At 57.1% G+C, this 18,293-nt stretch carries 16 protein-coding genes; 12 read left to right on the plus strand and 4 right to left on the minus strand.

The window, feature by feature from the left end:
* The first annotated feature begins 25 nt into the window (after positions 1-25).
* The 3 genes from J7302_RS14500 (at position 26) to J7302_RS14510 (ending at position 3,223) form a co-directional block, all read left to right on the plus strand.
* Positions 26-712 carry a hypothetical protein gene (locus J7302_RS14500; RefSeq protein ID WP_215375782.1) on the plus strand — a complete coding sequence of 229 codons (687 nt, stop codon included), beginning with the start codon at positions 26-28 and terminating at the stop codon, positions 710-712.
* Positions 713-1,045: 333 nt separating this feature from the next.
* On the plus strand, positions 1,046-1,189 hold the full coding sequence (locus tag J7302_RS14505; RefSeq protein ID WP_215375786.1) for a hypothetical protein: 144 nt from the start codon (positions 1,046-1,048) through the stop codon (positions 1,187-1,189).
* A gap of 78 nt (positions 1,190-1,267) precedes the next feature.
* The gene (locus J7302_RS14510) at positions 1,268-3,223 is read left to right on the plus strand and encodes a tetratricopeptide repeat protein (protein WP_215375789.1); all 1,956 of its coding nucleotides are present in this window, start codon (positions 1,268-1,270) and stop codon (positions 3,221-3,223) included.
* A gap of 228 nt (positions 3,224-3,451) precedes the next feature.
* On the opposite strand, the gene J7302_RS14515 is transcribed toward J7302_RS14510, so the two are convergent.
* Positions 3,452-4,501, minus strand: a complete 1,050-nt coding sequence (locus J7302_RS14515; RefSeq protein WP_215375795.1) for a hypothetical protein — start codon at positions 4,499-4,501, stop codon at positions 3,452-3,454.
* A 123-nt stretch (positions 4,502-4,624) separates the two neighbouring features.
* Here J7302_RS14515 and J7302_RS14520 point away from each other — a divergent pair, with 123 nt between their 5' ends.
* The 7 genes from J7302_RS14520 to parS all read left to right on the plus strand — a co-directional run bounded on the left by J7302_RS14520 (position 4,625) and on the right by parS (position 12,570).
* The gene (locus tag J7302_RS14520) at positions 4,625-5,341 is read left to right on the plus strand and encodes a TnsA endonuclease N-terminal domain-containing protein (RefSeq protein WP_215375798.1); all 717 of its coding nucleotides are present in this window, start codon (positions 4,625-4,627) and stop codon (positions 5,339-5,341) included.
* The gene (locus J7302_RS14525) at positions 5,338-7,248 is read left to right on the plus strand and encodes a Mu transposase C-terminal domain-containing protein (RefSeq protein WP_215375801.1); all 1,911 of its coding nucleotides are present in this window, start codon (positions 5,338-5,340) and stop codon (positions 7,246-7,248) included. The genes J7302_RS14520 and J7302_RS14525 overlap by 4 nt, the downstream gene beginning before the upstream one ends.
* Before the next feature lie 10 nt (positions 7,249-7,258).
* Positions 7,259-8,251: a TniB family NTP-binding protein gene (locus tag J7302_RS14530; protein WP_215375804.1), complete on the plus strand. Its 993-nt coding sequence runs from the start codon at positions 7,259-7,261 to the stop codon at positions 8,249-8,251.
* The gene (locus J7302_RS14535; RefSeq protein ID WP_215375807.1) at positions 8,251-10,131 is read left to right on the plus strand and encodes a TniQ family protein; all 1,881 of its coding nucleotides are present in this window, start codon (positions 8,251-8,253) and stop codon (positions 10,129-10,131) included. The genes J7302_RS14530 and J7302_RS14535 overlap by 1 nt, the downstream gene beginning before the upstream one ends.
* A gap of 117 nt (positions 10,132-10,248) precedes the next feature.
* Positions 10,249-10,647: a DUF6957 family protein gene (locus tag J7302_RS14540; protein ID WP_251702076.1), complete on the plus strand. Its 399-nt coding sequence runs from the start codon at positions 10,249-10,251 to the stop codon at positions 10,645-10,647.
* Between the two features lie 70 nt (positions 10,648-10,717).
* Positions 10,718-11,455, plus strand: coding sequence for a metallophosphoesterase (locus tag J7302_RS14545; RefSeq protein ID WP_215376230.1), 738 nt, complete (start codon positions 10,718-10,720; stop codon positions 11,453-11,455).
* Positions 11,456-11,961: 506 nt separating this feature from the next.
* Entirely contained in the window at positions 11,962-12,570 is a 609-nt protein-coding gene (parS, locus tag J7302_RS14550) for a type II RES/Xre toxin-antitoxin system antitoxin (protein WP_215375810.1), read from the plus strand.
* Between the two features lie 270 nt (positions 12,571-12,840).
* On the opposite strand, the gene J7302_RS14555 is transcribed toward parS, so the two are convergent.
* The 3 genes from J7302_RS14555 to J7302_RS14565 form a co-directional block, all read right to left on the minus strand.
* The gene (locus tag J7302_RS14555; RefSeq protein ID WP_215375813.1) at positions 12,841-13,293 is read right to left on the minus strand and encodes a hypothetical protein; all 453 of its coding nucleotides are present in this window, start codon (positions 13,291-13,293) and stop codon (positions 12,841-12,843) included.
* A 115-nt stretch (positions 13,294-13,408) separates the two neighbouring features.
* Positions 13,409-14,020: a hypothetical protein gene (locus J7302_RS14560; protein WP_215375815.1), complete on the minus strand. Its 612-nt coding sequence runs from the start codon at positions 14,018-14,020 to the stop codon at positions 13,409-13,411.
* 119 nt (positions 14,021-14,139) lie between these two features.
* Positions 14,140-14,805: a hypothetical protein gene (locus J7302_RS14565; protein WP_251702077.1), complete on the minus strand. Its 666-nt coding sequence runs from the start codon at positions 14,803-14,805 to the stop codon at positions 14,140-14,142.
* Positions 14,806-15,015: 210 nt separating this feature from the next.
* Here J7302_RS14565 and J7302_RS14570 point away from each other — a divergent pair, with 210 nt between their 5' ends.
* Entirely contained in the window at positions 15,016-15,480 is a 465-nt protein-coding gene (locus J7302_RS14570) for a hypothetical protein (protein ID WP_251702078.1), read from the plus strand.
* Between the two features lie 134 nt (positions 15,481-15,614).
* Entirely contained in the window at positions 15,615-18,002 is a 2,388-nt protein-coding gene (locus tag J7302_RS14575) for a TOTE conflict system archaeo-eukaryotic primase domain-containing protein (RefSeq protein ID WP_215375819.1), read from the plus strand.
* Positions 18,003-18,293 lie beyond the last annotated feature (291 nt).

An 18,293-nucleotide genomic window follows, 5' to 3' on the forward strand; every position in this document is an offset into this window, starting at 1 on the left:
ATAGAACAATTTGGGAGATTGGCACATGGACAGGATGACCAGCCCGACCTGCTTGGAATTTGATCATGAGGCCTTCCGCCAGGCTTTGCTCCAGGATGAGCCGAACGCCACCTACATCGAGGATGGCATCATCTCGCCCGAAGACTGGCACTCCTGTCAGGTCAAGGTGCTGTTCGTCCTCAAAGAGACGAATGATTACTCGGGTTCAAATCTGGCCGGTCTGATCCATGATGCGATAGTGAGCCGGCCCAAGAGTAAGCTCTGGCGACGCCCGACTTTCCACAATGTTGGTCGCTGGGCGTATGGCTTGCAGCACTTCGCGGAGAACGTCCCCGAGTACGAGGTCGCGCACCGCAACCGAAAGTCTGCCCTGCTCTCGTCTGCGTTTATCAATCTCAAGAAAACCACGGGGGGCCGCCGCGCGACGGACAAGGTGAGAGCGTTCGCGCAGCAGCACCATCTCTTCTTGCGGGAGCAGATTGCCGCGATAGCGCCGGATGTCTTGGTCATGGGTGGGACGTACGACATCATCAAGGCGTTTGTTTTTCCCGAGCTGGAGAAAGCATCTTCCCGTGTGCATCTGCTAGACGGAGTGCCCTTCATCAATGCCTTTCATCCCGCCTGTACCGTGGTGCGCAGAGCCCTGTACGAGCAAGTGTTGAAGAGCTACCGGCTTTACCGGCAGAAGGACGACGTCGCTGTGGAGCGATAGCTTGACGGTTAGCAGTTTGATGCCCTGAGTGAAGTAATACCGTCCGATAGCGGTGAGCAAGCGCCAATACCGTACTGGCTCCGGTCGCGAGCGAATCGGCAGCCAGTGAGTGGCGAGGCGGAATTCCAGGCGCCATCGATCACCATGGCGCAACGCGCGACACTCTCTGGTTACTCCGGTTCCCACCAACGCCGGCAGGGTGCCCTGATCGATGGGCTGGCGCATGAGATTGTCTCCACGTGCAGGTGTTTTTGCAGCTTCGACGCAAAAAAGCTTTTCTGCACGCGGTGCATTTTTACGCTGGAGTCTCCAAACACCCAAAGGAGCTCCACCATGAGCCAGCAAGACCATCGCGCCAACCAGTCCAATCCGAATAATCCGGCCCACCAGGCTGGTCAGAACAATCGGGCCAGCCAGCTGAACCCGAACAGCCCGGCGTACCACAGCAGTCGTCAGGGTGGGAAAAAAGGCAAGTAACCGGACGGCCAAGGTCGGGGGAACCATTCCCCGGCCTCCAAGGAGAGAGACATGGCGAGAAAGCCTGAATCGAATGGTGTGAAAGAAACCCTGCTACGCCTGTTTGGGCATGACGATGATCGCAGCTTGCTAGCCAAGCTCGCTGGCAGAACGCCGCTCAAGAAGCATCGGCTCGACCCGGACAAGGGCTCGAATGTCTTCAAGCGCTCGACGGCGTGTGACAACCTGATCAAGAACCTGCTGGCGCTGGATGCCGTGTTCAACAGTCAGGATCTGGTCTGTGATCTGGCCGAGGGCCAGGTATCGGCAGTGGTGCTGCATCAGGAGATCGAACGCGCCAGGGCGCGTCTTGAGCAGAAGCTGTATGCCTATGGCTATTGGGTCGACCGGTTGAACTCGCTAGAGGCGGTACTCAGTGAGCAGCCGTCGCTGGAGGACTTTGCCCTGGAAGACCGGCTGTCGGTGGATGGCCAGGGCAGCACTGCGGGCAAGGGCACTCCCTATGCGCTGCGGGCCGTCCAGTTGCTGGAACGGGTTGAGGAGCAGGGCCGGAGTTCGCTGCTCAGCCCGGATCAGCTCACCGAGAAAGCCTGGGCGCTTTATCGGTTGGGGCTGTCCGACCAGGCAATGGCGGCGGCTCAACAAGCCGTCGAGGCGGATCCCGAGCATTCAGAAGCCTGGATGCTGCTGGCGATTCACTGCATCAACGAGAAGCGCTCTGCCGATCAAGAGGTGGCTCGCTACGAATTCCAGCGCGAAGAGGCCGACCCGATGTCTGGCCAGGAGCGTTGGGCCGAGGAAATGCGGGATATGGCGGAAGACCGGCGCGCCAAGGCTCTGACTGAACATCGCGCGGTGGTGTTCCCGGCGCTGCTCTACTGGCCTCGAGACCACGAAAACCCGCATCGACGCTATCGGTATCGCGAGAACTACGAGCAGATCCGTAATTCATGCATTGACTGGTTATTTGTCCTGACTCAACCGGAAACCCGGTGTCTGTCGACCGGCGTGGACTGGCTGCGTGCCGCTGAGGCACAAGGCCGAATCTCGCCATGTTCCTGGAAGGAAAACCCGCAGAAGCATTATGACCGATGGGTGGGAGAGGCTGGCAGCGTCCGTTGCCTTTCAGACGTGGAAACCCAAGTGGCCATGCGGATCTGCGCAGAAATGGATGAGTGGGCAGCTCAGTACCCCAACAGCTCTCCGGATTATTACTTCTTCCAGCAAGGTTGGTGGAAATCGAACAATCATTTCACCAAGCTCAAGCTGCTGCATGTCCGCTCTGTGCTCGGGCTGCCTGGCTATGAGGCAGCGCGACAGAGCTTTCTCACGGATTTGCGCGAAGTAGCGGGATGGGATCTATTGTCGGTGATCCTGCACCAGCCGGCCCTCTTCCATGCGTTGACTTGGCACGCTGCCGCCTCGGGACTGGATGAGCTGATGAGCTATTTCAGGGGCTTGGTTGACGCGGTGGCCAAGGAGCAGCAAGGAAAGTTTTCATTGCTGAAAGGCAACCTGCTGCGTCGCGCTTACCACCAGGCCTTTGCTCGGGCCGAATTTTCAAGGTGCCTGAGTGTGGCGCGGGAGGCCCAGACCTTCCTGGAACAGGCGTCAGGCTTCGCGCCGCCAGAGTTGGGTATGGATGAAAGCCAAAGCAATACCCTCAGTCTGAAGCACTGGAAATACCTGGAGCTGCGGGCGGCCATCGAGATCGCTCCTGAATCGGTTGAAGCCCAGCAAGCGCTGCTGTCAGTGGCGCAACCGGCGCGCTATTTTGCCGACGAGGGGGCCTACCTGATTCAGGAGGTCATGGATATTGAGTTTGGCGAGGACTGCTACGTCGCGCCTTACGGCGAGTCGATACTCACCAGCGGCCAGTGGTTGCAGGCGGTGGAAGCGCTACTCAGTGCTGGTGTATATGCCGACCCGGAGACGAAGTCGCGCGCGCGGGAGCTGATGGCGCAGTTGACGTCGTTGGTAGAAGAGAACAGTAGCGGGTGGAGTCCGGACGTCTATTGTAAGGCCACTGACTGACCGCTGCTCGCTGACCTCGGCATCGTCCCTGGCCGTGCGATAACTCGAAGTTTTGCTGTGCCGCTTCCCGATCAGCCAGGACGGGGTAGCTGGCGCGAACTGGCAGAGATCGTTCTGGCCCACCAGCGCCCTGGGTATGGTGGACGGGCATTAGCATCCCGGTAGTCATACGCTCAGGCCATTGACTATAACGCCCCATTACATGCAGCCAAGCCCTGCTGCGTCACCTCAGAGCTCGAGGTCAGCTTCCACCTTCAACCTTGTCAGGTACGGAGTGAGTTCATCGGCGGATGCAATGAGGTATTCGGTATAGCTGCGGCTCGATCCGGCGCGAGGAAGCTTGGGGGTGTAGCCAATCCCTAAGGCAGTCAATTCGCCAGGTTTACCGGGTGGAGCGCCGGCCCAGGTCAGTTGATCCGGTTCAAAACGTCGGTTCCCCGCCGAAACCTCCGCGAGCAGCTCCGAGCAGGCATCTTCGAAGAACACATTGAGCACCAGTCGTTCTTGGAAGTCGTGAAAATAGGCCAGGCGCAGCCAGCCGGTGTCTTCGTGCAGCGGACTGCCGCCGAGCCAGAGTGACAGCTCGGCCAAGTGCAGGAACACATCGCTGCGTTCTGGGAAGACCATCCAGACCCTGCGGGCCATGTGCCGTCGTGCCATGGCCAGTTCGTAGAGATCCATCGCGACCCCACTGGCGGGGCGCGAGTCGCCGCCGACTTTACAGAAGAGCACGACTTGCGGGCTGCCCTGCTTGTCGAGCAAGGCGGCGGTGGGTGCTTGAAACAGGCTGGTGGTGGCGGCTTTCAGCACGGTTCCGCCTGGCGCCTCGAAGAACTCCAGCGGCGTGTGCGTCAGGAAGCTGAACAAGTCTCTGACCAAGCCTTTGGCCGTGCGGCGCTTATCGGCACGCGCATTAATAGCGTGGGCGAGAAAGGGGCTCTGGCTGCGCAGCGCGTCGAGCCGCTGCGACAGCTCGGCAATGCTGATCTGATTCACCAAGGCCGGAGGCAGTAGTTCATCCGCCAGGGGTGCGGAAATGCGCGAAATCTTGTCGAGCAACTCTATGTGCACGTAGCTGCACCGTACCTGCGGCTGCTCAATCGCCGGCAAACAGCGCTCCAGGTAGCGCCCGGCTGCGACCATGCGATTGAGGGTCTTCTGATTCATCCCCAAGGCCTGGGCGACGCTCGCCAGCGTGGCGCTTTGCCCCTGCTGCTCGAAGGCATTCTTCGCGTTGCGATACGTCTCAAACCAGCGGCTGTCGACCGTGCGCGCCATGAGGCTCCCGGTAAGGCTTGTCAATTTATTCGTAGCCTATTACGGGAAAAGGTTGACGGGCAAGGAAAGGCTGGCTATTACTTACCGTCAATAACGTAGCCGGTTAACGATATTGGAGCGCAAATGCATCGCGGTCTTCAGCCTGTTCCTGTGGCACGCAACGTCTCGAAGCGCACCCGTCGTGGCAAGGCGTGTTACGTGTTCATGTCTGCCAAGGCGGGCGGACTGATCTCGCTGGAGAGCTATGAAGAGCTGAGGCGCGCGTTGTTGTTCGAGATTGACCCACGGGTTGTGCGGTTCGGCGAGCAACCCTGGACGATGGAGGTGCTCAGCGGCGAGATTCAGCCGTCTCGTGAGCATTTCAAACCAACGTCGGCTGATCGTGTGTTCTACACGCCGGATTTCACGGTGCGGCTAGCTGATGGCCGCATTCTGATTATCGAAGTGAAGAAGTCCTCCCCTTCTTCTGAGCTCACCGACAAGTACACGCTGGCGCAGCGCCAGTGTCAGCAGCACGGTTTTGAGTTCAGGGTGCTGGAGGGTGGCCAGATCACGGATGTACTTGTCCGAAACTGTGAATATCTGACGAGAACCTCGGCTGAGTACTTCAAGAAGCACCTACCTGCAACGCTTGAGCAGTTGGTGGAACTGTCGCACCAGAAGCCGCAGTGGAAGTTCTCGGAACTGGCGGATAAAGCGCCGTACGGCGGCTTTGGCGTGTTTGTCGGTATCGCAAATGGTGTCTTTCAAGCAGATCTAAATGCCGATCTGCTGGCGGGGCGAGGGGAAATCACTCCTGCACATGGAAACCTTACTCATCTAGAGGTGGGGTTTGTATGAACAACCGGCTGATCCAGAAGGGCGACCTGGTTGAAGACAACGGCCAGCTGTTCAATGTCCACGACATTCGCTTGCAGACCGACCAGGTCTTGCTGGAAGGGCGTGCAGGGAATCTCGTGTTCTACGGTGTGGGTGAGTTCAACAACCGTATCGCGCAGGGTGTTACCAAGCCGATCTTTTCGCGACGGGCTGCGAATGAGGAAGCGCCGACCAGGGAACTTTCTCTGACCGAGGAGGCCGCGCTCAAAGTTCGTTTGGACGTGCTTTCTAAAGTCAAAAGCCTGCGCGAGAACGGTGTGCCCTGGCAAGACATCGGGCCCATGCTGGGGAAACAGATACCGAATATCCGAACAATTCAGCGCTGGTATGCGAAGTATGAACGCGTCGTTAATAAGCAGCATGTTGCGCCGCTCTATTCAGCGCGGGGGAATCGCGGCTCAAAGCTGTCGGAGGTGTCGGAGCAAGCGCTTCAAGAGGCCCTGCTTGAGTTTTACAAAGGCACCGAACGCTTCAGCATTCAGTCGATCACAGAACTGGCGAACGCCAGAGCCAAAGATATCTGCGCGGAGCTGAAACTGCCCTTTACTGGCATTTCCAGGCGTTCGGTTACGCGAGCAATTTACAAAATTGGTAATTTGGAGTCGGTGCAAGGCCGCTTGGGGACAAGAGCGGCCAATCAAACTTTGCATGCGGCGCTAGAGCTGTTGCTTATCGAGGCGCCCTACGAGCGCGTCGAGTATGACTCGACAGTTTTGAACGTGCATCTGGTTAACGACCAGGGTGAGGTCATCGGTAAACCTACGCTTTACCTGCTGATTGACTGTGCCACCGGCGCCATCATTGCGTTCTATCTGACCATTCAAGCGGAATCCGAGGAAGCATTTCTGCGCTTGCTTGAAATGGCGTTTATGCCGAGAGACGACGGTTTCTTGCAGCGCTACGGCGTCAAGCATGCCCTCCCGGCGCCGGCGCTATGGCACAAGATGGGTGGTGATAACAGCGCGGCCCATCACGGGCAAGGCATGTATCACGCATTGTGGTATCTCGGGGTGGCTAATGAGTTTTCGCAGGCGGGTAAACCGCAGAAACATCCCTATGTAGAGCGCACGCACGGCTCCAGTAAGACCGGCCTGATCAAAAAACTGTGCGGGGCCAATTTGTCGGAAGAAGTTCTGGAGAAAGACCCTGAAGGGCGTGCTCTGCGCGAAGCTGCATTGACGTTGCCGCAATTGGAAAAGTTGGTGGCACGGTGGATCTGTGATGTTTATATGAACAGGCCCCTGGCGCGTCTGACATATCGCTTTGGGTACCGCTGCTCTCCCCGACAAGCCATGGATGCGCTGACGAAAATTTACCCGTTGGTACCCCCGCCAACCCCCGAAGAGTTTCGGGAGGCCTGCCTGCAATATCGCAGCAAGAAAGTTTCCCTGACCAGCAAGGGCGTCGTGTTCGACACGTTCCACTACAACAGCCAGGAGCTCTATGAGCTGTTCCTGGCGGCGCCGCGAAAATCTAAGGTCGAGATTCGTTGGCATCCCCTGGATGTCAGCGCCATTTCGGTCGTGTCGCCACTGGATCAGAAGGTCATGATCACGGTGCCGAACAAGCTGCGTAATCTGCCGCCGATGAGCTTTGGTGAGGCGAAGCAGATTCGCCGCAAGCTCTACAAGTCAGATGCCGAGTTGACCGAGGAGGATTATCACCAAGCTGCCGTGGAACTCTATCGAGACATCCATGCACTGAACAAAGCGGCCACGGTCGCCAAGCGCAAGCGGGCGGCCAGGGCGTCGGACAAGCAGCTCCAAACGAAAGCGCTTCAGGCGACCAAGCCAGTCCATAAGGCCGAGGCTGACGCGCCTGCAACCCTAGACTTGCAGGCGCTCACGCCTGTACCGACGCGCAAGTGAGGTGATCCGGATGTTTCAGCCACTCTCTACAGAGCGCGTGATGCACCAGCAGTTCCAAATGGCGTATGACTTTGCGCGAGGCATCGTCGCAAGGTCTATCGACGGTGAGCGTCTGATTGCTCTTCTGCTGGGCATCCCCCGGCTGGGGAAATCTCTGGTCAGCGACTTGTTGTTGGAGGACTTTCCAGCGCAATCAGTACACGGTCAGCAATCGATTCCCATCATTCGTGTCGTAACGCCGACCAGTCCGACTAAAAAATCCATGGCGGAGGCCATCATCGACACGCTGGACTCGCGTCGTTATGGCCGGTTCAGCGCTGATCAGGCCACTGCACGGGCTATGTTTCTGTTGGAGAGAGCCCAGGTACGTATCCTGCTCTTCGATGAAATCCAGCATGTGGTCGAGCGCAATACCTCCAAGAGTTGGTACGAGATTGCCGACTGGCTCAAGGTCTTGTCAGATAAGCTCAATTTGTCACTGCTGTTGATCGGTTTGCCGAAAGCCCGTGAAATTTTTTCGGAGAACGATCAACTGCGGACTCGTGTCAGACCAGCTCACATTATTTATCCCTACAACTGGAACCAGCCGGGCGACATCGCGGAGTTTTGCCGCTGCCTTCTTTCCGTATCTCAGTTGCTCTCCAAGCAGGGGTACGAGCTACCCAACATGACTGACCTTGACGTTGTCCGACGCTGCTATGCGGCTACCGATGGGCGTTACGGCATGGTGATCAAGCTGTTCGAGGAGGCCAGGCATCTGGCTAAGAAAGCGAAGTCCAAGATCATTACCCGAAACACCCTGCACGATGCATATCAAGCGAGTATTGCTGCCGATGGAGATACGAGGAATCCATTTGCGTCTGATGCTGAGCTCAGCGACAGCGTTCTGGTACAGCGTTATGTTGCCGTGTTGAATGAAGCTGGATTGCGGGCGGCGCGCCCAAAACGAGGTCAGAAAAGCGCACCGGGGATGGCTGCCCACGCTGATGGGGGGAGCCAGTGATGATGCAGATTCATCTGAATCCCTTTGCTGGTGAAGCGCTGCATAGCTACCTGCTCCGCCTGGCGCAAGGCTACGGTCTTCAGAACAGCAAACAGCTGCTGAAAGCGGTGAGCCTGAAGCCTCGTCTTGCTTATGACGCACAACAGCTCGGGTTGTTTGCCGAGGAGTTCAGACTGAGCGTCGATGTACTGGTGGCGATGAACCCGACACCCGAGTCCAGCACGCCGATTCTGAACCTGAAGCATCAGCGCTCAGCCGGCAGTCCGATTTGCCCCTGCTGCGTACGTGAGGCTCCTTATATTCGAGCCCTGTGGGATCACGAGCTGATCACGGCGTGCCCGCTGCATGGCGTGCTCCTGATGGATGTATGTCCAGGCTGTAGCGAGCCCATTACGCGCGAGCGTGAGTCGATCACCCATTGCCAGCATTGCAACCGCTCCTTCTCCGAAACCGTTGCGGAGTCAGCTGAGAGCTACGACCTGGCCCTTTCTGCGTTGATTGCTGGAGCAGCGCATCCGGCTAGAGCACTGCTCCCCATGGCTTTGCAGTCCGGCAGCCCGCCTCCGGACATCGCGGCTTTCCTGGCCTACCTCGCGACCCATATTCAACCGGCCAACTCGATACCTGTTCGAGCTGGCAAGGAGCCGCGTCCTAAAACGATCCAGGAGTCTCGCGGTGTGTTGAGGCGTGCTTGGTCAGCGCTCACGCCGTGGCCGACAGGCGTTGAGGCATTCATTGAAGCACGCATTCGCGAAGGCGAGGGTCGTTCCGTGCATCAGCGCGTAGGGCGTTGGCTGGCGATATTTCAGCGGCAGTTTGATCCGAAGGTCTATGGCTTTTTTGCTGAAGTGGTCGAGCGTGTTTTGCATGAACGCTTTGATGGGAGCTTTGCTCTTAGACATAGGGGAATGTTGCTCAGATCGGAAAACGCCGATGCTTTGCAATGGTTTTCAGCCGCTGAGGCGGCGCGATTGCTTGGCATCGCTCCCGATATCCTGACCAACCTAGTGGTCAAGCAGAAGGTTCCCGGGCGAGTGCACCAAGAGGGCAGTAACCGTTTCGTTGCAATTCACCGCGAGACGATTGACCAGATTAAGGAACACCGTGGTGGCTATCTTTCCGCCACCGATGCGCGACGTCGGCTGAACATTTCAAAGACGTGTTTCGAGCGCTTTACCCAAGCCGGTGGGCTGCGTCGCTACAAGCGCGATGAGCGTCCACTGCTGGTAGCCGGCGAATTCCGGGTCGAGGACGTCGACAAGGTGATCAACCAACTAGTGGGACGCGTCCGCAAGAAGCCTCGGCCATCCCGGTTGATCGGGCTTGAAGACATCTCGGCCAAGCACGGAATTTCTAACGCCAAGATCATATCGGTGCTGCAAGACATTCTGCACGGGACGATCTGTCCCGTTGCCCATGTGACAGAGCTGTCTGGGCTGGCTGGGCTTCAGTTCGACAAGGCCGATATCGAGACGTGCATCCGGGACAGCGACCCAGATGCTTCGTTCAGTGTTGACGATTTGGCGAAGGTGTCCGGCTGGAAAGCAGGTGTGATCAAAAAATGGATCCAAGGAGGTTTCCTCCGAGCGGTTGAAGAGCGCCATGGGAAAGCCAAGCGCGACGTCGTGCAGCTATCAGCCCTGATCAAGTTTCTGCTGACCTACACCCCGACTGCCGAGCTCTCCAGTCAACTGAACACGAAAACCCAGTACCTGATTCAGTCCTGGCGTCCTGCCCAGATCGAGATCCTGACACCGCCGCAAGACACGAGTGGTGGGCAGCGAGGCTTGCTCGTCCGAAATGCCGATCTGGCGCGGGCCGCTCAGCTCCGGAAACCGACAATCCGCGAGCTTGCAGAGCAGCTAGGGGCGTGCGCATGAAGAGTCTTCACAAGACAGCCAAGTTGCTGGAGGACTACCCCGAACTGGCGGCAGGTGGTGCCGCTCGTGGGCTGCTGGTGCGCAGCTGCGTCCGCCGACCTTAGCAAGGAACAGCCTATGGACATTCTCCAAGCCGTAATGGAGCTGCTCGACGAAGGCGGGATTCCGATGCTGGGGCCGGAACTGGCTGACGAGGAGGCTATCGCGCGGGCACGGGCATGCCAGCCCGTGATGTCGTTCTGTGTGGTGCGGCGGTGGATCTGGATTGACTTGGAAATGCCCGAGTCGGTACTGGCGGAGTTGCAGCGGACGGGACGTCAGCCGGTGATGTTGTATGCGCACCAAGTGGTTTTTGACAGCCTCGACCGGTGCCGGCCCGGGGATTGGATCCGCAGCACGCCGCTGGTCGCGTTCCGCCAGGGCTGCTTTTTTGAGACGGTGAATACCCGCTACCTGCTGCTGGGGCGGGGCGTGCGTAAATCCGCGCAACTGTCGACCGGGCTGCGGATTTTCTAGCGGAGTGCTGTTCTAGTCCGCCCCGCGCAAAGCAAACCCGAGTGCCTAAGCCACTCCCGAGGACACGATGATGCGTCTTCACCTGCTGTCAGATTTGCACAATGAATTCAGCCCTTTCGTACCTGAAGTGGCCGATGCCGATGTAGTCATTTTGGCTGGTGATATCGACCGCAAAGCACGTGGTGTGGCTTGGGCTAAGCAGGCTTTTCCCTGTCCGGTGCTGTATGTGCCAGGTAATCACGAGTACTACGGTGGGCACCTCTATCACAGTTTGGAGAAGATGCGCCTAGCGGGTGATGAGCGAGTGCGGCTGTTGGATCGCGATGAAGTCATCATTAGTGGCGTGCGATTTCTGGGCGCGACGATGTGGACAGATTTTGCCGCAACGGGTAATCCGCCCATGGCATTCCTCAGTGCTCAAAATGCGATGAATGATTTTCGTCAAATTCGTACGGAAAACTATCGGCGCATCCGGCCCACAGACCTGGTGGAGCAGTCGGTAAAAACGAAAGACTGGCTGCGTGACAGGTTAGCGGCCCCTTTTGATGGCCAGACGGTGGTGATTACCCACCACGCCCCCACGTTGCGCTCACTTCAGGGCAATCCGCACGCCGGCACCCATCTGGATGCCGCTTATGCGAATCGGTGGGAAGACCTTATGGGTAATGATCGGGTGGCCCTGTGGGTGCATGGCCATTCGCATGTGGCGGTCGACTATGACGTGGCCGGTACACGGGTCGTGTGCAATCCGCGAGGGTATCCCGGCGAAGAAACGGGCTTCAACGCAACCTTGATACTTACGCTTTAGTCACCAGGGGCTTGTCATGAACACACTCTCTCAGTACGCGGCAGGCCGCCTGGCGCAAGCTTTTAACTACCCATTCGGTGAGCCGGTAACCGCATACCTCACCAGCGCCACGATAGTTTCTTGCTGCGGCATCGGCGTGGTGCATCGACATGTTAAAGCTGATTCTTTGGGGCGGTTTCAGGACGGCCACCGAGTGAGAACGTCTGACATTCTCCATGCTGAGCAGCGGGGATCATTTTGGATATTGCGCACGCTCAGCGGGAGCTTTTACGTAATCGTCAGCTTCCACCCGCGTGGTGGTAGGCAATCGCTTCAGACGTTTCTCAAACTTCGCGCCCAAGGCGTGCACCTGACGCCCTGGCGTGTTCAGTAGTCTCTGCCTTTCGAGTCGAATCCATACGAGGGCTATGTAATCCAACCGGCCGGAGGAGGCATCGCGATGCGTGAAGAGCGCGACCGGGCCAAGCTGCTGCTGGCCACGTTACCAGTACACACGATCCGAACGATTGCAGATCCAGAGTGGCGACGGGTTTGGTAATGCTATTCGCAACGGCGTGCACCCGCGCATGGACGGTGAGCTCAACAAGCGGGTCATCTGGATGGTGGCAGCACCAAATCCCATTCCCGAGCATTCAGGTTCCAGTCTGAAAATTCGGAGACAGACCATGATGGAGATGTCGAGAGCACACTCCTCTCCCCTCAGCGCGTTGCCTGGGTATTGGGCGCAATTGGGTATTCCCGAGCCAGGTGCAGCATTGCTTGAGCACTTGCAAGCAGGGTTTGCCTTTGTGGTCTTGAAACGCTTGGCGGCGGTTTCGGGCGTTCCACAGTATAAGCTGGCCGCAATGGTGGGGCTGTCCCGTTACGCGTTGCGCCAAAGTCGCAAACGGGGAAGGTTCTCGATGGCGCATAGTCATCAGTTGTACCGCGTCGCGCGTGTTCTCGCGGCAGCCCAGACATTGTTTGAGGGCAACTGGGAGGCGGCGAGGATGTGGCTCCAGGAGCCTCAATGGGGCCTGGGTGGGCGTCGCCCAGTGGAGCTACTTTCGACTGAGGTTGGCGCCGAGGCGGTATGTGATTTGCTCGGGCGTATTGAGCACGGCGTGATGCCTTGAGGCGCAAACGGCTCGGCGTCGAGGGCTTCTTGCTGTTCCTGGCGTGCCTGGCCATGCTGCTGTCATTTTCTCTGCCTGGCCAGCTCACCCGGCGCCATATCAAAGACTTGGAACCTGTTATTCGGGCTCGTCAGGAGGAGGAGATTCGGCAGCCAAAGCAGGCTGAGCCCAACGATAGGTAAGGAATTTTGTCCGCGCGTGAGTCGCCAGTTCACTGGGCTTGGAGGTGTAGTGCGAGTGCCGTTCGGTGGGGAGAGGGCGAGGTTCCAGCTACAGCCCAAGGCTTTTCTTCAATCCTTCCCACGCCAAGTCTGGCCCATAGCGTTTGACCGCCTCCAGCACTTTCCCGAAGGCCTGCAATTCCTCCTCGGCGTATGGAAGGTGCAGGTGTCCGCCAGTCTTGAAGGTGAAATGCTGACTCAAGTGCTCCAGCAGGTCGGTCACGTGTTGGGGCGCTTTGCCGGCACTGTGGAACTGCACGTAGTCCACCAGGGCAATGCTCGCTAGTTGCGTACCGTCAACCTCACAAGCGCGCTCAGGATTGCCCTGCCACCACACAGTGATCCAGTCGTCGTCCAGGCTGTCATCGATATCGTGCTGCGGTAACAGTATCGTTCCATCGCGCAGTGAGCGGGCGCACCACAGGTTGTTCACTTCTTCGTGCTGATACAGTGGCATCAGGTTGGCAATAAAGTTCACGTAACGTTGGCTGGATTGACCCACAGATATTTCCTTATCCGTATCTTTTACTCTCACCCATTGCCTTCATGTCCTTTGATTGACGAGGCTCGCCCTGCGCCGATCAGATGTTGGCAAGGGATAAAATGAAATTATGGTGTTAGGTAGGGCTTGAGGCCAGATATCGGATTTCGTGAGAATACATTGTTATATCACTAATTACTTGGTTCCAGTTTATTTCTTCATACTCCACCGGCTGGCCACGACCTTCCAATATAATAGAGGGGTGTGCAAATTCGGCCCAGCAATTTGGTGAATAACTCTGGGAGGGTATTGAGAAGTATCGGTTTCCACTCTTGACATGTAACTTAATTGAGTCAGTATCGCTTTCTAGGTAGAAGTCGGGATGGCCAAATGCTTCGAGCAACGGCTGCAAGTTATTGTGCGAGCATGGCATCAGTCCAATGTGGTTTCTGAGTGTTGCAGTCGTGGGGTTTAGATCTAGGATGGCTATTTTGTGTCTAACGCCATAGGTAACTTCGTATGAAAGTCCTTTGGTGATTTTGTATGGCACCAAAAAGTCAAAGCCCCTGGGGTAGCTCTTGTTGATCAGCTCGCTAAGCAGGCGCTTATCCAAGTCCCCGTTATGAAGGAACTCTTTGTTCTCAGGAGGTATTGGTTCAAAGGAGAAATAGATTTGAATTTCTTTGTGTATCAGTTTCTTTCCGTGGGAACGGTAGAACGCGATTGGTAACGCAATGCCTCTTATCATTTTAAGTCCTTTTAAGGTTTGTATTTATCGTTGATTGAGAAGGGGGTTACCTTCGCGTATGCATGATTGGTGCAGTGGTCATCTGTTTATAGATATTATTTGATGGTTTATCAAGGGTGCTACTGAAAACGCTTTTGCAGAGCGGGGATTTCAAGTGTCATATCGTCACTGTAGATACACTGATTTTCATCTCTCGTCATGACCATGTTGCTGGAGTACACGCGGAGCCACAGCTTTCTATAGTCGGCTGATAGCACATATCCCTTGTTACTTTCGCTATTGGCGAGACGGTCTGGGAAGGCCCAGCCCCGTTTTTGCAGTTTGGTGATAGACACAATCAGATGGCACAGAGTTGGCTGATCGGGCGCGATCTCTTTATGGAAATGCGGCCAGAATTTTTCATCACCTGGGGACGCTTGCCAGCCTTTGATCTTATTAATTTCAGCTATGCTGTCATATGGGTGTGAGTGAAATGTTCCAACCAATTCGATGTTTGGCCAATAGCGCTCGAAGAACTCTTTTTTGGCTTTTATTGAGTTGAAGTTTGGCTTGACCCAGTCCGTATGTCGAACTGCCGAAGTTTCAGTGGTGGCCATAGTCGCAATTACGCGCGCAGGCCCTTCACCTTTTGCCGGAATAGAGTAGCCCCAAAGCAATCCGAAGGTTTCCAGTTTTGTGTAGCCTTTGGCATTTGCAGTGCTCTGGTGCGTAAATTCATATGCCTCAATGGCCGTCGTGAATAATTGTGGGACGACATGGTCTTCGATATAAGCAATTTTTGTCACGGAGGCCTCACGATCTATTCGAGCATCCATTGCTCGAACCCAATAACCAAAGATAAAGGCTATTCGCATTGGTGGCAATTGGCCATGTTTTTGTGGCCGTTGTTGAATGCACCTAGTGAGGCGGTTAGGCATACTGGCTTCAACCCAAACCTTGGGATCTGGCCGAAGGAGGCTGCATTCTCGAGCATTGCCTGCAAACAGGAGTGACTCATGATGGCGATGCGTACGTTGTATCTGGACACCGAATTCACAAGCCTAACCCTCGACCGTTGTCTGATTTCGCTAGCGCTGGTGGCAGAGGACGGTGCCGAGTTTTATGTTGAGCTGCTAGATGGCTGGTCTGAGGCCGAATGCAGTGAGTTCACGCGGGCGACAGTGTTACCCCAGCTGGATCTCGAGAGATACGGGGCCACGCGTGAAAATGCATCAGGAATGTTGCAGGCGTTTTTGGTTCAACAGGGGCCAGTCGAGGTGGTAGGGGATGCGTTGAAATGGGATTGGCCGTTGCTTCTTGAACTGCTGGGTTCGCCCGGCCTACCTGATAATGTCGTGGGCTGCCGGGAGGTCGAGTTGACTGCCGTTGAAGACGATTCAGACGTAGAGGATGCACCTCACCATGCGCTTCTTGACGCGCGGCTGATCTGTCGAATCGCATCCAAGTCCAAGAACCTTTGACCTAGCAGCTGGCAACAATAATGAGTCATGGCCTGCCCACCCTAGCGTTACGCCACATGTGTTCATGGACATTGATGATTGCGCCGGCAGGGTGAACAAGCTTGCATGGCACACAGACTGTTACTGGTTGACCTATGAGCGACGCTGATCTGCTGGCGCAACTCCAGGCCGAAAACGCCCGGTTGATTGCGCTGCTGGAGTCCAACGGTATCGAGTGGCGTGTCCCTGTCGTCGCTGCCAAGCAGGCTTCGCGCCCGGTAATCGAACCCGTAGCGCTAAGGCTGGCTACCGATGCAAAGCTGGAGCTCTTTAGGCGCCTGTTCCAGGGGCGAGCCGATGTCTTTCCGCTGCGCTGGGAAAGCAAGACGGGCAAATCGGGGTACTCCCCGGCCTGCGCCAACGAGTGGCGTGTTGGCGTTTGCGAGAAGCCCCGGATCAAATGCGGCGAGTGCCCCCATCGTCAGTTGATACCCCTGAGTGACCAGGTGTTGTACCGGCATCTGGCCGGTGAGATCGTCATTGGCGTCTATCCACTCATGCCGGATGACACCTGCCACTTCCTAGCTGTGGACTTCGACGAGGCCGACTGGCGGGACGATGTCCGAGCCTTTGCACAGTCATGCCGAGAGTTGGAGGTGCCGGTTGCGGTGGAAATTTCGCGCTCCGGTCATGGGGCACATGCTTGGATTTTCTTCGCGAGCTATGTACCCGCAGCCGATGCGAGACGCCTGGGTACCGCGATCATCAGCCACACCTGCGAGCGCACCCGGCAGCTGGCCCTGACCTCCTATGATCGGCTTTTCCCGAATCAGGACAGCCTGCCGAAAGGCGGCTTCGGAAATCTGATTGCCTTGCCATTGCAGAAGCAAGCGCGTGCGCGAAATGCCAGCGTGTTTGTCGACGAGGAGCTGGTTCCTTATCCCGACCAGTGGGCGTTCCTCGCGAGCGTTCGGCCGATGCACCGCGACGACATCGAGCCCGCGATAGTCAGGGCCATTGGGCACCGCCATCCCCTGGATGTGATCGGTGACGATACTGAAGAGCGACAGCCCTGGGAGCAGCAGGCGCCCAAGTCACGGAAGCTGACCTGTCCGCTGCCCGCCGCGTTGAATGTGACCTTGGCCAATCAGCTCTATTTCAACAAGTCCGAACTGCCCCAGCCGTTGGCCAATCAGCTCATCCGCTTGGCGGCGTTTCAAAATCCGGAGTTCTACAAGGCTCAGGCCATGCGCCTACCGGTGTGGAACAAGCCACGCGTGATTGGTTGTGCCGAGAATTTTCCTCAGCACATTGCACTGCCGCGTGGCTGCCTGGAGGCCGCCCAGGAATTGCTCCAGGAAAACGGTATTGCCCTGGTGCTGCACGATGAGCGTTGCCGGGGTGAGCCCATCAATATCCGCTTTGCGGGTACGTTGCGGCCGGATCAGGAGACTGCCCTTGAGGCCGTGCTGGAGCATGACACCGGAATCCTGTGTGCGCCGACGGCCTTTGGTAAGACCGTGACGGCCGCTGCGCTGATTGCCAGGCGAGGCGTGAATACGCTGGTGCTGGTGCATCGCACTGAGCTGCTTCAGCAATGGAAGGAGCGCTTGCAGACTTTCCTGAGTGTTGAGAAAGGAATGATTGGCACCATCGGGGGAGGTAAAGCCAAACCGAGCGGGCTCATCGATGTCGCGGTGATGCAGTCGTTGTCGCGCCAGGGTGAAGTCAGTGAGCAGGTGAAACAGTACGGACAGATCATCGTCGATGAGTGCCATCACCTGTCGGCCATTTCGTTCGAAGCCATCCTGAAGAGCTCCGCCGCCAAGTATGTGCTCGGACTGACCGCTACGCCGATGCGCCGGGATGGCCAGCAACCGATCATCTTCATGCAATGCGGGCCCATTCGGCACACGGCCTCGAGGCCGGCCGGTGCGCCGGTTGATCTGGTGGTCACGCCGCAGTGGTTGCGTCAGCCGATAGTGGTGGCCGAGAACGCTGGCATTCAGGAAGTCTTTCGACAGGTCGCTGACGATAACGAGCGAACAGACAGAATCATTGCGGCGGTCGAAGCGGCATTCAGGCAAGCTCGAAAAATCCTGGTGTTGACGGAGCGCACCGACCACCTGAGCGCTATCGAAGAACGGCTGGTTGGGCGGGTGGAAAATGTGTTTGCGCTGCATAGCCGGCTATCCAAGAAGCAGCGGACTGCGCTGATTGCTGAGCTGGAAGCGTTACCACCCGAGACCCCACGGGTACTCCTGGCTACCGGCAAGCTGGTCGGTGAAGGTTTCGACCATCCGCCGTTGGATACCTTGATCCTGGCCATGCCGATTTCCTGGAAGGGCAACCTTCAGCAGTATGCCGGGCGACTGCACCGCGAGCATGCGAGCAAAACCGACGTACGCATTGTCGACTTCGTCGATGCCGGACATCCGGCGTTGTTGCGGATGTGGAACAAGCGTCAGGCCGGCTACCGGGCAATGGGCTATCGCCTCGCGGATCCGTCGAGTTCAATGGAGTTACTTGAGCCGTGCCAGTAGCCAAGGTTGGGCTACCTGCCCCGCAATCGTGGGAGTCTCGTACAGGCAGGCTGTAGGGAGGGGTGCCGCGACTTGCCTATAATCGCTCTATAGTCACTCTATAATCCCCTATAGACCTGAAATCAGGCGGGAATGAACTGAAACCCTGTCCGGCCTTGGCTGTGCGGCTTTCGAAGCTAATCATCCAGGTCGGTGGAGGCAGTACGACCACGAGGTTCTGATTGATGGTTTGAGCAGGCTAGCGGAAAAGCGAACCCTATAGGCATATTAGTGCTTCCATGAGCCGGCTAA

The sequence above is a fragment of the Metapseudomonas boanensis genome (assembly GCF_018704125.1).
Lineage (GTDB): Bacteria > Pseudomonadota > Gammaproteobacteria > Pseudomonadales > Pseudomonadaceae > Metapseudomonas > Metapseudomonas boanensis.

Excerpts from the sequence above, each read along its gene's own strand:
- J7302_RS14500 (WP_215375782.1), top strand. The coding sequence starts at position 26 with ATGGACAGGATGACCAGCCCGACCTGCTTGGAATTTGATCATGAGGCC.
- J7302_RS14505 (WP_215375786.1), top strand. The coding sequence starts at position 1,046 with ATGAGCCAGCAAGACCATCGCGCCAACCAGTCCAATCCGAATAATCCG.
- J7302_RS14515 (WP_215375795.1), bottom strand. The coding sequence starts at position 4,501 with ATGGCGCGCACGGTCGACAGCCGCTGGTTTGAGACGTATCGCAACGCG.
- J7302_RS14520 (WP_215375798.1), top strand. The coding sequence starts at position 4,625 with ATGCATCGCGGTCTTCAGCCTGTTCCTGTGGCACGCAACGTCTCGAAG.
- J7302_RS14525 (WP_215375801.1), top strand. The coding sequence starts at position 5,338 with ATGAACAACCGGCTGATCCAGAAGGGCGACCTGGTTGAAGACAACGGC.
- J7302_RS14530 (WP_215375804.1), top strand. The coding sequence starts at position 7,259 with ATGTTTCAGCCACTCTCTACAGAGCGCGTGATGCACCAGCAGTTCCAA.
- J7302_RS14535 (WP_215375807.1), top strand. The coding sequence starts at position 8,251 with ATGATGCAGATTCATCTGAATCCCTTTGCTGGTGAAGCGCTGCATAGC.
- J7302_RS14540 (WP_251702076.1), top strand. The coding sequence starts at position 10,249 with ATGGACATTCTCCAAGCCGTAATGGAGCTGCTCGACGAAGGCGGGATT.
- J7302_RS14545 (WP_215376230.1), top strand. The coding sequence starts at position 10,718 with ATGCGTCTTCACCTGCTGTCAGATTTGCACAATGAATTCAGCCCTTTC.
- J7302_RS14560 (WP_215375815.1), bottom strand. The coding sequence starts at position 14,020 with ATGATAAGAGGCATTGCGTTACCAATCGCGTTCTACCGTTCCCACGGA.
- J7302_RS14570 (WP_251702078.1), top strand. The coding sequence starts at position 15,016 with ATGATGGCGATGCGTACGTTGTATCTGGACACCGAATTCACAAGCCTA.
- J7302_RS14575 (WP_215375819.1), top strand. The coding sequence starts at position 15,615 with ATGAGCGACGCTGATCTGCTGGCGCAACTCCAGGCCGAAAACGCCCGG.